General features: G+C 66.0%; 14 protein-coding genes. 9 read left to right on the top strand and 5 right to left on the bottom strand.

All coding sequences use genetic code 11. The features are described from left to right. Window positions 1-83 precede the first annotated feature (83 nt). On the bottom strand, window positions 84-2,138 hold the full coding sequence (locus KVG96_RS17655) for a S9 family peptidase (protein ID WP_217893247.1): 2,055 nt from the start codon (window positions 2,136-2,138) through the stop codon (window positions 84-86). 182 nt (window positions 2,139-2,320) lie between these two features. On the opposite strand from KVG96_RS17655, the gene KVG96_RS17650 reads away from it, so the two are divergent. Genes KVG96_RS17650 through KVG96_RS17640 form a run of 3 tightly spaced genes read left to right on the top strand, consistent with a single transcriptional unit; the run spans window position 2,321 to window position 4,167 of the window. After that, complete coding sequence (locus KVG96_RS17650; RefSeq protein WP_217893246.1) at window positions 2,321-2,821, top strand: MFS transporter; 501 nt, start codon at window positions 2,321-2,323, stop codon at window positions 2,819-2,821. 16 nt (window positions 2,822-2,837) lie between these two features. Continuing rightward, window positions 2,838-3,614: a class II glutamine amidotransferase gene (locus tag KVG96_RS17645; protein ID WP_085585059.1), complete on the top strand. Its 777-nt coding sequence runs from the start codon at window positions 2,838-2,840 to the stop codon at window positions 3,612-3,614. 10 nt (window positions 3,615-3,624) lie between these two features. Continuing rightward, window positions 3,625-4,167, top strand: coding sequence for a DUF2937 family protein (locus KVG96_RS17640; RefSeq protein WP_217893245.1), 543 nt, complete (start codon window positions 3,625-3,627; stop codon window positions 4,165-4,167). A 51-nt stretch (window positions 4,168-4,218) separates the two neighbouring features. Here KVG96_RS17640 and KVG96_RS17635 read toward each other — a convergent pair whose 3' ends face one another. Continuing rightward, complete coding sequence (locus KVG96_RS17635) at window positions 4,219-5,133, bottom strand: LysR family transcriptional regulator (RefSeq protein ID WP_217893244.1); 915 nt, start codon at window positions 5,131-5,133, stop codon at window positions 4,219-4,221. A 146-nt stretch (window positions 5,134-5,279) separates the two neighbouring features. Here KVG96_RS17635 and KVG96_RS17630 point away from each other — a divergent pair, with 146 nt between their 5' ends. The 4 genes from KVG96_RS17630 (at window position 5,280) to KVG96_RS17615 (ending at window position 9,007) form a co-directional block, all read left to right on the top strand. Beyond that, on the top strand, window positions 5,280-6,566 hold the full coding sequence (locus tag KVG96_RS17630) for an MFS transporter (protein ID WP_217893243.1): 1,287 nt from the start codon (window positions 5,280-5,282) through the stop codon (window positions 6,564-6,566). 76 nt (window positions 6,567-6,642) lie between these two features. Continuing rightward, the gene (locus KVG96_RS17625) at window positions 6,643-7,395 is read left to right on the top strand and encodes a 5-oxoprolinase subunit PxpA (RefSeq protein ID WP_217893242.1); all 753 of its coding nucleotides are present in this window, start codon (window positions 6,643-6,645) and stop codon (window positions 7,393-7,395) included. Continuing rightward, window positions 7,392-8,096, top strand: coding sequence for a 5-oxoprolinase subunit PxpB (gene pxpB / locus KVG96_RS17620; RefSeq protein ID WP_217893241.1), 705 nt, complete (start codon window positions 7,392-7,394; stop codon window positions 8,094-8,096). The genes KVG96_RS17625 and pxpB overlap by 4 nt, the downstream gene beginning before the upstream one ends. Next, window positions 8,093-9,007, top strand: a complete 915-nt coding sequence (locus KVG96_RS17615) for a 5-oxoprolinase subunit C family protein (protein ID WP_217893240.1) — start codon at window positions 8,093-8,095, stop codon at window positions 9,005-9,007. The genes pxpB and KVG96_RS17615 overlap by 4 nt, the downstream gene beginning before the upstream one ends. A 41-nt stretch (window positions 9,008-9,048) precedes the next feature. Here the strand turns inward: KVG96_RS17615 and KVG96_RS17610 are convergent, their stop codons facing one another. Both KVG96_RS17610 and KVG96_RS17605 read right to left on the bottom strand, forming a co-directional pair. Continuing rightward, on the bottom strand, window positions 9,049-10,227 hold the full coding sequence (locus KVG96_RS17610; RefSeq protein ID WP_085585044.1) for a vWA domain-containing protein: 1,179 nt from the start codon (window positions 10,225-10,227) through the stop codon (window positions 9,049-9,051). Between the two features lie 12 nt (window positions 10,228-10,239). Then, entirely contained in the window at window positions 10,240-11,085 is an 846-nt protein-coding gene (locus KVG96_RS17605; protein WP_085585042.1) for an AAA family ATPase, read from the bottom strand. A gap of 200 nt (window positions 11,086-11,285) precedes the next feature. Here KVG96_RS17605 and KVG96_RS17600 point away from each other — a divergent pair, with 200 nt between their 5' ends. Together KVG96_RS17600 and KVG96_RS17595 are read left to right on the top strand one after the other, a co-directional pair. Further along, a complete protein-coding gene (locus KVG96_RS17600; protein ID WP_217893239.1) occupies window positions 11,286-11,516 on the top strand; it encodes a DUF4160 domain-containing protein in 231 nt (76 codons plus the stop codon). Beyond that, the gene (locus tag KVG96_RS17595) at window positions 11,504-12,004 is read left to right on the top strand and encodes a helix-turn-helix domain-containing protein (protein WP_217894244.1); all 501 of its coding nucleotides are present in this window, start codon (window positions 11,504-11,506) and stop codon (window positions 12,002-12,004) included. Before KVG96_RS17600 ends, KVG96_RS17595 begins: the two co-directional genes overlap by 13 nt. On the opposite strand, the gene KVG96_RS17590 is transcribed toward KVG96_RS17595, so the two are convergent. Further along, window positions 12,001-13,077: a DUF748 domain-containing protein gene (locus tag KVG96_RS17590; RefSeq protein WP_217893238.1), complete on the bottom strand. Its 1,077-nt coding sequence runs from the start codon at window positions 13,075-13,077 to the stop codon at window positions 12,001-12,003. The two genes, KVG96_RS17595 and KVG96_RS17590, sit on opposite strands and share 4 nt — an antisense overlap. Window position 13,078: the final 1 nt, after the last annotated feature.

Raw genomic sequence — 13,078 nt, 5'->3', positions numbered from 1 at the left:
CGAGCAGGCTCGCTCCCACAGGGCCGTATGAACTATCGGCCTGCGGTGTCGGGAGTTAAGACCCGACTGACCGGCGGAGTTCCTCAGGCGATCCCCAGAACCTTGAAGACAAACGCATATTCGAGGGCTGCGTCACGCAATCCCTGATAACGCCCGCTCATGCCGCCATGGCCGGCGCCCAGTTCGGTCTTGAGCAGCAGCGGGTTGTCGTCGGTCTTGGTGGCGCGCAGCTTCGCCACCCATTTGGCCGCTTCCCAGTACTGCACGCGGCTGTCGTTGTAGCCGGCGATCACCAGCGTGGCGGGGTAGGCCTGGGCGGTGACGTTCTCGTACGGCGCGTAGGCCTTGATCCGCGTGTACACGTCCGGCTCCTCGGGGTTGCCCCACTCGTCGTATTCGGTGACGGTCAGCGGCAGCTCGGGGTCGAGCATGGTGTTGAGCACGTCGACGAACGGCACTTCGGCGATCGCCGCGCCGAACAGGTCCGGGCGCTGGTTGAGCACCGCGCCGATCAGCAGCCCGCCGGCGCTGCCGCCGCTGATCGCCAGTTGCGGCGAGGTGGTGAAGCCCTCGGCGATCAGGTGCTCGGCGCAGGCGATGAAATCGCTGAAGGTGTTGTGCTTGTGTTCCTGCTTGCCGGCGCGGTACCAGGCTTCGCCCAGCTCGCCGCCGCCGCGCACGTGGGCGATGGCGAAGGCCATGCCGCGGTCCAGCAGGCTCAGGCGCGCGTGGGAGAACCACGGGTCGAGGCTCGAACCGTAGGCGCCGTAGCCGTACAGGTACAGCGGCACCGGCTGGCCGAGCTTCTCACGCTTGACCACCAGGCTGATCGGCACTTGGGTGCCGTCCGGCGCCGTGGCCCACAAGCGCTGGCTGATGTAGGCGTCGGCATCGAACGGGCCGAGCACCGGGGTCTGCTTGAGCACGGCCTGTTCGCCGCTGGCCAGGATCAGCTGGCGCACCTGGGCCGGCCGGTTGAGCGCTTCGTAGCGCAGGCGGATGCGGTCGCTGTCGAACTCCAGGCTGTTCTGCACGTAGAGGCTGTAGGCGGCGTCCGGCAGTTGCACGCGGTAGGGCGCCAGGCCCTGGGGGCGGACTTCGATGACCGGCAGGCCGCCTTCGCGCAGGCTCAGGGTCAGGGCGCCGGCGTTCAGGCTCAGGCCGTCGAGCATCACCGTGTCGCTGTGCGGGATCAAGTTCTGCCAATCGGCTACGGTCGGGGCGTGGCCGGTGTCGGGGGCGTGATACAGCGCGAAGTTGATGCCGTCGCGGTTGGTGCGGATGAACCACGTCCACTGGCCGTCGAGCTTGCCGTGATCGACGTCGTACTCGTGATCCTCGACCCGCGGCGCCAGGCAGGTGAAGGCCTCCTGCGGCCGGTTGGCGTCCAGCGCCCAGACTTCGCTGGTGGTCTTGCTGCCCAGCGACAGCAGCAATTGCTGTTCGGAACTGGAGCGGTAGCAATGCAGGAAGAAGCGCCCGTCCGGCTCGTGGAACACCTCTTCGGCGGCGGTGCCGTCCAGCCGGTAGCGCATGAGCCTGTGCGGGCGGTGGGTGTCGTCGAGCACGCCGAAGAACAGGGTCAGACTGTCGTTGGCCCAGGTCATGCTGCCGTCGCAGTCCTCGAACGCCAGTTCGCTGACCTTGCCGTTGGACAGCTCCTTGACGAACAGGGTGTAGACCTCATCCCCCGAGGCATCGACGCTGTAGGCCAGGCGCTGATGGTCCGGGCTGACGCTGAACGCGCCGAGGGAGAAGAACCCGCCGTTGGCCAGGGCGTTGGGGTCGAGCAGCAGTTGCTCGCGGCTTTCGTCCAGGGTCAGGCTGCCGTCGGCCGGCCGCGGGCAGCGGTAATGGCGGGCGTATTCGTCGCCGGCGGTGGTGCGGGTGTAGTACAGGTACGGGCCCCAAGGGGAGGGCAGCGACAGGTCGGTTTCCAGGATGCGGCCCTTGATCTCCTCGAACAGGGTTTCGCGCAGGCCTTCCTGATCGGCGGTCTGTGCCTGCTGGTAGGCGTTTTCGGCCTTGAGGTAGTCGAGCACCGCGTCGGTGTCGCGCTCCTGCAGCCAGGCGTACGGGTCGGCGCCGGGGGCCTTGCGGGCGATCGGGGCGCTGGGGGCGTTGGCGGATGCGGGCATGGAGGGCTCCAGGACAAGATTCGGAAATGGGGTGTTCGCAGGCCGGGACGGCAGGGCCGATCCTGTGGGGGAACGCGCCGGCCTCGTCGCCGGCAGGCCGGCTCCCGCAGGCTGCATGTCTTTTGGGGCAAGCCGGCCGTGCGAAAAGCCGTTACTATAAGCGCCTCTTTGCCTGCCTTGCCATGGACACCATGACCGAGAACGACTATCTGATCGCCTGGGGCCTCTACGCCTTCGCCGCCTTGGGCTGCCTGCTGGTGTGGATGCGCATGACCCGCTGGATGTGGCGCTGGCTGCGCGAGCCGCTGCGGCTGCTGGTGGCGGTGCTTTTGTTCGCGCCGACCATCATCGACCCGGTGAAGGAAAAATACGCCCCGGCGGTGGCCATCACCGCGCTGGACCTGTTGTTCAAGGTCGGCAACAACGCCTGGCGTGCGATCTCCGAACTGCTGATGTACGGCATGATCGCCTTCGGCATCTACCTGATCTTCGTGCTGATCCGCTTCCCGATCGAACGGGCCTCCAACGCCCGCAAGGAGCAGGCCGAAGCCGCCCGTGCGGCGGCCCGCGCCGAAGACGAGCGGGACGCCGGCCAACCCTTCGGCGGCGCCGGCGACGACCGCTACGGCCGTCCGCCGCTGCCGGGCAACCCGCAGCGCATGCGGGTCGAGCCGCGTCTGTAGCCACGGGAACCTGCACATGTGTGAACTATTGGGCATGAGCGCCAACGTGCCGACCGACATCGTGTTCAGCTTCACCGGGCTGATGCAGCGCGGCGGCCGCACCGGCCCGCACCGCGACGGCTGGGGTATCGCGTTCTACGAAGGGCGCGGGTTGCGGCTGTTCCAGGATCCGGCGGCCAGCTGTGAATCGGAAGTCGCCAACCTGGTGCAGCGCTACCCGATCAAGAGCGAAGTGGTCATCGGCCACATCCGCCAGGCCAACGTCGGCAAGGTCTGCCTGTCCAACACCCACCCGTTCGTCCGCGAGCTGTGGGGGCGCAACTGGTGTTTCGCCCACAACGGCCAGTTGGCGGACTTCGCGCCGGCGCAGAGCTTCTACCGCCCGGTCGGCGACACCGACAGCGAGGCGGCGTTCTGCGACCTGCTCAACCGCGTGCGCGCCGCGTTCCCGGAACCGGTCGACATCGAAGTGCTGCTGCCGGACCTGGTCGCCGCCTGCGCCGAATACCGCGGCAAAGGCGTGTTCAACTGCCTGCTCAGCGACGGCGACTGGCTGTTCTGCTATTGCTCGACCAAACTGGCGCAGATCACCCGGCGCGCGCCGTTCGGCCCGGCGCGGCTGAAGGACGTCGATGTGATCGTCGATTTCCAGGCCGAAACCACGCCCAACGACGTGGTCACGGTGATCGCCACCGAACCCTTGACCGAAAACGAAACCTGGACCCGCTACGAACCGGGCCAGTGGAGCCTGTGGCGGCGCGGCGAATGCGTCAGCCAGGGCAAGACCGAATAAGGATCCTGCGATGTTGCTCAGTTATCTGCGGCTGGTGTTGTTTGCGGCGGGCCTGTTGGTCGGTGTCCAGGTGCCGGGGTTCATCAACGACTACGCCAAACGGGTCGAGGCTCACCTGATCGAGGCGCAGACCGGCCTGCGCGGCTTCCAGGGCACCGCCGAGCAGTTCTTCAAGGGTGACCTGCAGGCGCTGGTCGCCCACTACCGCGCCAGCGAAGACCCGGTGTTTCGCAGCGACGCCGACAGCCTGAGCACGTTGCTCAACCGTCAGCTCGCGCTGGACAAGCAGTTCCAGGCGATGCAGGGGCCGTGGTACATCCGCTTCCTGCAAGTGGTGCTGGCGGCCGATCCGGACATCCGCAAGGAAACCTGGAACGGCTACAGCTACCAGATCCTGCTGACCCCGGAGGCGATGGTCTGGGGCATGGGCGGGGCGATGCTGCTGTCGTTCGGCCTGGAATGCCTGTTCCGCCTGATCGACTGGGTGGTGCTGGGCGGCAAGCGCCTGCGCCAGAGCCGTCCGATCGAAGAGCGCGACCTGCGCGGCCTCTGACCGCCGTGGCAACGGAGCTTGCTGTGGCGAGGGCAAGCTCCTCGCCACGGGTCATTTCGACAGGACGATGTAACCCTCGCCCACCTTGCGCGCATACGCCTCCAGCACCTGCTGGCACAGGGTCACGATCTCCTCGACCCATTCCACCCCGATCCGCCACGACACCACCACCTGCAGGTCCTGCGGCCGCTGCGCGATGTCGAGCAAGGTCAGTTCCCCCCGCGCCAGTTCCTCGGCCACCAGCACCGGCGGCAGGGCGCCGATGCCGAAGCCGTCGCGCAGCAGGCGGGTGATCGCCGACACCGAGTTCACGCAGTTCAGCCGTGGCGCCGGCACGCCCTCGGCCTGCATCAGCGCGAGGATGTCCTGGTGGGGCCGGGAGTTCTTCGAATAGGTGATGATCCGCTCCTGCGCCAGATCCGCCAGGCCTGTGTAGTCGCGGTTGTAGATCGAGTGGCTGGCGACGATCCAGCCGACCGGATGGCTGGCCAGCGCCAGGCTGCGCACGCTTTCCTGGCGCACCAGGTCGGTCTGCAGGATCAGGTCGAGAAAGCCTTTTTGCAGTTGATCGCAGAGGTTCAGCGACGTATCCGCCACCAGCTCGATTTCCACCCGTGGGTACAGGTCGGTCATCTGCGCCACCAACGGGCTGAGCCAGGTGTGGATCACCGTGTCCATCACGCCGATGCGCACCCGGCCGACCTTGCTGGAGCGGGTTTCGATCGACTGCTTCAGCGCCTGCATCGTGTCGAGCATCCGCTCGGCGTATTCCAGCACCTTCAGGCCTTCGGGCGTCAGGCTGACGCCCCGGGAGTCGCGCACGAACAGTTTCACCCCCAGTTCGCCTTCGAGCACCGCGATGCGGCTGGAAATCGAAGCCTGGGTGGTGAACAGCTTGTCGGCGGTCAGGCGAAAGCTCTTCAGGCGGGCGACCCAGACAAAGGTCTCGAGAAACTTCAGGTTCATGGGATCAAATTTTTCTTATGGCTAGGGCGGGTTTTTATTCGTTGGACGCAGCAGGGCGGCGCGCCCAAGAATCGGCGCATGCGGTTCCCACGATAGGCGTCGTCGGGACTACGAACAAGACCAATAAAAGCCTGCGGAGACTTGCCATGAGTGCGCCCGACACCCTCGACCACCCCAAGACGGCGGCCCGCCCCGGCCCGTTCGACTGGTACCGCAACATCGACCGGCAAGAGCGCCGCACCTTCTGGAGCTGCAAGATCGGCTACGGCCTCGACGGCATGGACACCCAGATGCTCAGCTTCGTGGTGCCGACCCTGATCGCCATGTGGGGCATCACCACGGGCCAGGCCGGGCTGATCCACACCAGCACCCTGATCGCGTCGGCCATCGGCGGCTGGGTGGCGGGGATCCTCTCCGACCGCATCGGCCGCGTACGCACCCTGCAGCTGACGGTGCTGTGGTTCGCGTTCTTCACCTTCCTCTGCGGCTTCGCCCAGAACTACGAGCAACTGCTGATCGCCCGCACCTTGATGGGCTTCGGCTTCGGCGGCGAATGGACCGCCGGCGCCGTGCTGATCGGCGAGGTGATCCGCGCCAGGGACCGCGGCAAGGCGGTGGGCATGGTGCAGTCGGGCTGGGCTTTGGGCTGGGGGCTGACCGCGATCCTGTATGCGCTGCTGTACTCGGTGCTGCCGGCCGAAGACGCCTGGCGGGCGCTGTTCATCCTCGGCATCGTGCCGGCGGTGTTCGTGGTGTTCGTCCGCCGCCTGGTGAAGGATCCGGAGATCTACCGCGAAGCCAAGGCCGCGCAAACCCCGCAGAACCCGTCGAAGTTCTATGAGATCTTCGCCCCCGGCATGCGCTTCACCACGCTCCGCGCTTCGCTCCTGACCACCGGTGCGCTCGGCGGCTACTACGCGATCACCTCTTGGCTGCCGACCTTCCTGAAGAACGAGCGCGGCTTGAGCGTGCTCGGCACCGGCGGTTACCTGGCGATGGTGATCGTCGGTTCCTATGCCGGTTACGTGATCAGCGCCTATCTGACCGACCTGCTGGGGCGCAAGAAGAACTTCATCCTGTTCGCGGTCGGCTCGTTCACCATCGTGCTGCTCTACACGCAGATGCCGGTCAGCAACGGCGTGATGCTGTGGCTGGGCTTCCCGCTGGGCTTCTTCGCCTCGGGGATCTTCAGCGGCATGGGCGCGTTCCTGACCGAGCTGTTCCCGACCCGCATCCGCGGCTCCGGCCAGGGTTTCTGCTACAACGTCGGCCGGGCGCTGGCGGCGCTGTTTCCCCTGCTGATCGGCCTGCTGAGCCAGAAAGTGCCGCTGAGCCTGGGCATCGGCGCCTTCGCGGCGGTGTCCTACGGTGTGGTGATCCTCGCGGCGTTGAGCCTGCCGGAAACCCGTGGCAAGCAACTGGACGCACAGTAACTGATAACCTGCGGGGCGCTGCCTGACGGCAAGCGTCCTACGGCAGAAAAAGATCAAAGCTACAGGAGTGTTCACCGTGAACCGCCTGCTATTGAATTGCGACATCGGCGAGAGTTTCGGCAGCTGGACCATGGGGCTGGACGCCGAAGTGATGCCCTTCATCGACTGCGCCAACATCGCCTGCGGCTTCCACGCCGGCGATCCGGGCATCATGCGCAAGACCGTGAGCCTGGCCCTGAGCCACGGGGTGAAAGTCGGCGCGCACCCGGCCTACCAGGACCTGGTGGGGTTCGGCCGGCGCTCCATGGCCTACAGCGCCCAGGAACTGCAAGACATCCTGCATTACCAGATCGGCGCCCTCGACGGCATCTGCCGCGCCCAGGGCGGGCGGGTGAGCTACGTCAAACCCCATGGCGCGATGTACAACGACATGATGGCCAACCCGGCCCAACTGCGGGCGGTGATCCAGGCCGTGGCGGCGTACGACCGTGCGCTGCCGCTGATGCTGATGGCCACCCGCGACAACTCGGCGGCGCAGCAGTTGGGTGACGAGTACGGCGTGACGCTCTGGTTCGAGGCCTTCGCCGACCGCGCCTACGACAACGCCGGGCGGCTGGTGTCGCGGCAATTGCCGGGCGCGGTGCATCACGACCCGGAAACGGTGGTGCGGCAGGCGCTGACCATCGCCCGCGGCGAGCCCCTCGTGGCCAGCGACGGCACCGATCTGCTGCTGCACGCCAACACACTGTGCGTGCACGGCGACAACGCCGCTTCCGTGGCCGCCGTGCAGCGCATCCGCCAGGCCTTGGATGGGCAGGGCGCGTCATGAACCCACGGGTGGAAGTGGTGGCGCTGGATTGTCTGATGGTGCGCCTGTTCGATGAGATCGCCGAGGCCAACATGCCGTGGATGCTGGCCGCCGGCGAGCGGTTGCGCGCCGTGTTCGGTGATGGCCTGATCGATCTGGTGCCGTCCTATACGACACTGATGGTGCATTACGACCTGACGGCCCTGAGCCCGGCCCAGGCGCGGGAGCGGATCGCCGAGGCCTTGACCGGGCTGTCGCCGAGCACGGGTTCCGCGGGCCGCTGCCATGTGCTGCCGGTCTGGTACGACCTGAGCGTCGGCCCGGAACTGAGCCTGCTGTCCCGGCGCAGCGGGTTGGCGGTGCAGGAGGTGATCCGCCGCCACAGCGCACGGGAATATCAGGTGTTCGCCCTCGGCTTCGCCCCGGGTTTCGCCTTCATGGGGCTGGTGGAAGAGGTGCTGGCGGCGCCGCGGCTGGACACACCGCGCAAGAAGGTCGCCGCCGGCAGCGTCGGCATCGCCGAGCGCCAGACCGCAGCCTATCCGGCGGCGTCCCCCGGCGGCTGGAACCTGATCGGCCGCACCCCGGTCAGGCTGTTCGACCGTGACCGCGACGGCTACAGCCTGATGCAGCCCGGCGACACCGTGCGGTTCGAGGCGGTGAGCCATGCCGAGTTCATCCGCCTCGGCGGCGACGACACGCCATTGGAGGCCCTGGCATGAGCCGATTGTTGATCGAAGCGAGCACGCCGCTGTGCCAGTTGCAGGATGCGGGGCGGTTCGGTGTGCGTCATCTGGGCGTGACCCAGGGCGGCGCGGCGGACTGGCGCTCGATGGCCTGGGCCAACTGGCTGCTGGGCAACGGGCTTGACCGGCCGGTGATCGAGATCACCCTCGGCGGTTTTGCCGTGGTGGCGCAACAGGACTGCGTGCTGGCGCTGGCCGGCGCCGACCTCGGCGCCCGGATCGACGGCGAACCGCTGTTGCCTTGGCGCAGCTTCACCTTGCGTCGGGGACAGACGCTGCAGTTCACCCAGCCGCTGAACGGCGCCCGCGCCTACCTGGCGGCGCCCTGCGGCTTTGCGGCGGCGCAGGTGCTGGGCAGTTGCTCGACGGTGGTGCGCGAAGAATTGGGCGGCCTCGAGGGCAGGGGATTGCCGTTGGCCAAAGGCGCGCTGCTGGACTGTGACGACGCCACATTGCCGCTGCGTGAGGTGCCGCCGGAGCATCGGCCGGACCTGGCCCTGAAGGCACCGCTGGATCTGGTGCTGGGCGCGCAGATCGGCGAATTCAGCGGGCAGAGCCTGTTCGATGCGTTCAACAGTGCCTGGACCCTCGACAGCCGGGCCGACCGCATGGGCATCCGCCTGCTGGGCACGCCGTTGCAGTACCAGGGCCGGCCGATGATTTCCGAAGGCATTCCCCTGGGCGCGGTGCAGGTGCCGCCGGACGGCCAGCCGATCGTGCTGCTCAACGACCGGCAGACCATCGGCGGCTACCCGCGGCTGGGGGCGTTGACGCCGTTGGCGCTGGCGCGGCTGGCCCAGTGCCTGCCGGGGGCGCAGGTGCGGTTGCGGCCGGTGGTGCAGGAAACCGCGCACCGGGAACACGTCGAGTACTTGCGACGCTTCTAGTTGTGGCGAGGGAGCTTGCTCCCTCGCCATAGACGCAGCGGTTACTTGGACAGGAACCGCATCCCTTCTTCCAGCCCGCGCAACGTCAGCGGGTACATCTGATCCTCGATCAGGTCGCGCACGATGTTGGTCGAGGAGGTGTAGCCCCAGGTGTCTTTCGGGTACGGGTTGATCCAGATGAGCTTCTTGTACTTCTCCATGAAGCGCTGCATCCACACGTAGCCCGGCTCTTCGTTCCAGTGCTCGACGCTGCCGCCGGCCTGGGTGATCTCGTAGGGCGCCATGGCGGCGTCGCCGATGAAGATCACCTTGTAGTCGGCGCCGTACTTGTGCAGCAGGTCCATGGTCGAGGTGCGCTCGGAGGTGCGGCGCATGTTGTTCTTCCACACCGACTCATAGATGAAGTTGTGGAAGTAGAAATACTCCAGGTGCTTGAACTCGGTCTTGCAGGCCGAGAACAGCTCCTCGCAGATCTTCACATGGGCGTCCATCGAGCCGCCGATGTCGAACAGCAGCAACAGCTTGACCGTGTTGCGCCGCTCCGGACGCATCTGGATGTTCAGCAGGCCGGCGTCGCGGGCGGTGTGGTCGATGGTGCCGTCGATGTCCAGCTCTTCCGCCGCGCCCTGGCGGGCGAACTTGCGCAGGCGGCGCAGGGCGACCTTGATGTTGCGGGTGCCCAGCTCCACGGAGTCGTCCAGGTTTTTGTACTCGCGCTGGTCCCAGACCTTCACGGCCTTGCCCTGGCGCTTGCCGGCGTCGCCGACCCGGATGCCCTCGGGGTTGAAGCCGCCGGAGCCGAACGGGCTGGTGCCGCCGGTGCCTATCCACTTGTTGCCGCCGGCGTGGCGTTCCTTCTGTTCTTCCAGGCGCTTCTTGAACTCTTCGATCAGCTTGTCCAGGCCACCGAGGGACTGGATCTGCGCGCGCTCCTCGTCGGTCAGCGAACGTTCGAATTCCTTGCGCAGCCAGTCTTCGGGAATCAGCGCCTGGAGGTGGTCGTCGAGCTTCTCCAAACCGTTGAAGTAGGCGCCGAACGCGCGGTCGAACTTGTCGAAATGGCGCTCGTCCTTCACCAGGATCGCCCGGGACAGGAAGTAGAACTCGTCCATGTCGGCGAAGGTCACGCGCTGCTTGAGCGCGTTGATCAGGTCCAGCAGCTCGCGCACCGACACCGGCACCTTGGCTGCGCGCATTTCGTTGAACAGGTTGAGCAGCATGGCGTCAGCCTCTTAGCGGGTGCCGCGACGGCTCATGAAGGCCAGTCGCTCAAGCAGTTGCACGTCCTGCTCGTTCTTGACCAGGGCGCCGGCCAGCGGCGGGATGGCCTTGGTCGGATCGCGCTCGCGCAGCACCGCTTCGCCGATGTTGTCGGCCATCAGCAGCTTGAGCCAGTCCACCAGTTCGGAGGTCGAGGGCTTCTTCTTCAGGCCCGGCACCTTGCGCACGTCGAAGAACACGTCCAGCGCTTCGCTGACCAGGTCCTTCTTGATGTCCGGGTAGTGCACGTCGACGATCTTCTGCAGGGTGGTGCGGTCGGGGAAGGCGATGTAGTGGAAGAAGCAGCGGCGCAGGAAGGCGTCCGGCAGCTCTTTCTCGTTGTTGGAGGTAATGATGATGATCGGGCGTTTCTTGGCCTTGATGGTCTCGTCGATCTCGTAGACGTAGAACTCCATCTTGTCGAGTTCCTGCAACAGGTCGTTGGGGAACTCGATGTCGGCCTTGTCGATTTCGTCGATCAGCAGGATCACCCGCTCCTCGGACTCGAAGGCTTCCCACAGCTTGCCCTTCTTCAGGTAGTTGCGCACGTCGTGCACCTTGTCCACGCCCAACTGCGAGTCGCGCAGGCGGCTGACCGCGTCGTACTCGTACAGGCCCTGGTGGGCCTTGGTGGTGGACTTGATGTGCCAGGTGATCAGCTTGGCGCCGAACGACTCGGCCAGTTGCTCGGCGAGCATGGTCTTGCCGGTGCCCGGTTCGCCCTTGACCAGCAGCGGCCGCTCCAGGGTGATGGCGGCGTTGACCGCCAGCTTCAGGTCATCGGTGGCGACGTAGGCCTGGGTGCCTTCGAACTTCATCTGCTAATCCTCGAACGGTGACGCCGGCCTGAACGGGCAGGGCGGGGGCAAAAAAACGGATGGCCCGACTATAACGCGCAGCCCGGCCGACTGTGAACGCAGACGGCGTATTCAGTCTCTGAATGGGGCGTCACATGTTGACTCGGTTTCGGCCGATGGCCAGTATTCATGTATCGCCGATTTGGCGATAGCCTGCGTGCATGTCTACCAAATACCGATTCAGAGAGAAGTACAGAATTCAGCTGCGGGAAAAGGATCACCCACCCCCTCATGTACACCTGACCGGCGGAGGCGTGGACGTGATGCTGAGCCTGGAGACCGTTCAGGTCATGACGGGCCGGGCACCGCCGCTGATCATCAAGGAAGCGCTGGCATGGGTCGCGGCCCATCAGGCGCAATTGCTGGAGGACTGGAAACGATGTTACCCATGAAACGGCCTCGGCTATCGGCCGTGCGAGCCCTGTCAGACGGGCGCTTGTCGCTGGCTTTCATCGATGGCCAGCAGCTGACTTTGGATCTGAGCCGTGACCTTCAGCGTTATCCCGGTTTGAGCCTACTGCTGAACCCGGCGGTCTTCGCCACTGCGCAAGTGGGCGATGACGGCTGGAGCGTGGAATGGCTGGAGCCTGACATCCAGATCGGCGCTGACACCCTGTACCGGGATGCGCTGGCGCAGAATGCGGCAGACGAAAACACGCGGATCTTCATGGAGTGGCGCGCCCGTACCGGGCTGTCCTTGAGCGAAGCCGCCGAGGCCCTGGGGGTCAGCGCCCGCAGCATCAGCCGTTACGGCAATGGCCGGGGACCGGTGCCTCGTGCATTGGCGCTGGCGTGTCTGGGATGGGACTCTCTGCAATTGAAGCCGGCATTGTCCGCCGCAGAGGACACCGGCCGTTACATCGTCAACCGCAAACCCTAGCCCGCATCGGGTTTCGGCCGTTCATACCGGGCGTTGAACGCCTGGATGAAGCCGTTGCGCAGGATCTGCAGAAACGCCTCGAACGCGCTGATGTCCTGGCGGTGGACGCTGCCGTTGAGTTCGACGCGGGTGGCGAACTGGTTCTTGCCCTGGTTTTTCAGCACGGTTTCGGTGCCGCCCACCAGCGCTTCCCAGATCGAGCGGAACAGGCCCTTGTTCCTGTCTTCCACGTCCTGCTGCCAATTGAACACGTCGACGTCGCGCAGCAGTGGTTTGATGTAGCCGCTGAGCCGGGCCTTCTCGGCCCGGGCCTCGATCACCACATCGCCGTGGCCGGCATTGAAGTCGAACTTGCCGTAGGCCGAGGCGAAGTCGTTCAGGCGCCTGAGTTCGATGTCCCGGGCGCGCAGGCGGAACTCGAAGTCTTCGAAGTTGCTCAGGGGATCGAACGTGGCCAGGGTTTCCAGCGGTGCGTGGCCCAGCAGCAGGGCCTTGCCTTCCAGGCGGGCGTCGCGCTTGCCTTGGGTGTCCGCCACGTTGGTCAGGTTGCGCACGATGGCCTGGACGTGGGTGGCGCTCATGTCGACCGGTGGCTTGGAGTTGAAGTTGCGAAAGCGGATGCGTCCGTCGTCGATCTGCACTTCATCGAGGGTGATCGGCAGCAGCTTGCCCAGTTGGGCGCGCCAGTCGGTGCCCTGGCCGGTCTGGGAATTCTGCTTGTTGGCCCCGCCATCGACGAAGTTCACCTCGGGTTTGACGAATTTGACCCGTGCCACCACTGCATGGTCGTGCCACAGCGAACGCCAGCTGACCGACAGGTCGATCAGCGGCGCGTCGACGAACGGCACCGGCACCTTGCCCGTGACCTTGACGATCTTCAGGCCGTTGATCTTGTAGGCGCCGCGCCACAGGGCGAGGTCGACGTCGGTGATCCGGCCGCGGTAGTCGCCCATGTCCGCCAGTTTGTCGTTCAGGTAGTCGCGCACCAGCCAAGGCAGGGCGACGTGCAGGGCGACCAGCAACGCGACGAGGGGGGCGAGCGTCCACAGGGGCCAGCGGTAGCGACGCTTCATG

The organism is Pseudomonas ekonensis, from assembly GCF_019145435.1.
Taxonomy (GTDB): Bacteria; Pseudomonadota; Gammaproteobacteria; order Pseudomonadales; family Pseudomonadaceae; genus Aquipseudomonas; species Aquipseudomonas ekonensis.
Note: the sequence above shows the minus strand (reverse complement) of the source record. Positions and strands in the feature narration are given on the sequence as shown.

What these genes read in the sequence shown, in the direction of transcription:
- KVG96_RS17595 (WP_217894244.1), top strand. Translation starts at nt 11,504, where the DNA reads ATGTTACCCATGAAACGGCCTCGGCTATCGGCCGTGCGAGCCCTGTCA.
- KVG96_RS17630 (WP_217893243.1), top strand. Translation starts at nt 5,280, where the DNA reads ATGAGTGCGCCCGACACCCTCGACCACCCCAAGACGGCGGCCCGCCCC.
- KVG96_RS17635 (WP_217893244.1), bottom strand. Translation starts at nt 5,133, where the DNA reads ATGAACCTGAAGTTTCTCGAGACCTTTGTCTGGGTCGCCCGCCTGAAG.
- KVG96_RS17600 (WP_217893239.1), top strand. Translation starts at nt 11,286, where the DNA reads ATGTCTACCAAATACCGATTCAGAGAGAAGTACAGAATTCAGCTGCGG.
- KVG96_RS17610 (WP_085585044.1), bottom strand. Translation starts at nt 10,227, where the DNA reads ATGCTGCTCAACCTGTTCAACGAAATGCGCGCAGCCAAGGTGCCGGTG.
- KVG96_RS17640 (WP_217893245.1), top strand. Translation starts at nt 3,625, where the DNA reads ATGTTGCTCAGTTATCTGCGGCTGGTGTTGTTTGCGGCGGGCCTGTTG.
- KVG96_RS17605 (WP_085585042.1), bottom strand. Translation starts at nt 11,085, where the DNA reads ATGAAGTTCGAAGGCACCCAGGCCTACGTCGCCACCGATGACCTGAAG.
- KVG96_RS17590 (WP_217893238.1), bottom strand. Translation starts at nt 13,077, where the DNA reads ATGAAGCGTCGCTACCGCTGGCCCCTGTGGACGCTCGCCCCCCTCGTC.
- KVG96_RS17615 (WP_217893240.1), top strand. Translation starts at nt 8,093, where the DNA reads ATGAGCCGATTGTTGATCGAAGCGAGCACGCCGCTGTGCCAGTTGCAG.
- pxpB (WP_217893241.1), top strand. Translation starts at nt 7,392, where the DNA reads ATGAACCCACGGGTGGAAGTGGTGGCGCTGGATTGTCTGATGGTGCGC.
- KVG96_RS17645 (WP_085585059.1), top strand. Translation starts at nt 2,838, where the DNA reads ATGTGTGAACTATTGGGCATGAGCGCCAACGTGCCGACCGACATCGTG.
- KVG96_RS17650 (WP_217893246.1), top strand. Translation starts at nt 2,321, where the DNA reads ATGGACACCATGACCGAGAACGACTATCTGATCGCCTGGGGCCTCTAC.
- KVG96_RS17655 (WP_217893247.1), bottom strand. Translation starts at nt 2,138, where the DNA reads ATGCCCGCATCCGCCAACGCCCCCAGCGCCCCGATCGCCCGCAAGGCC.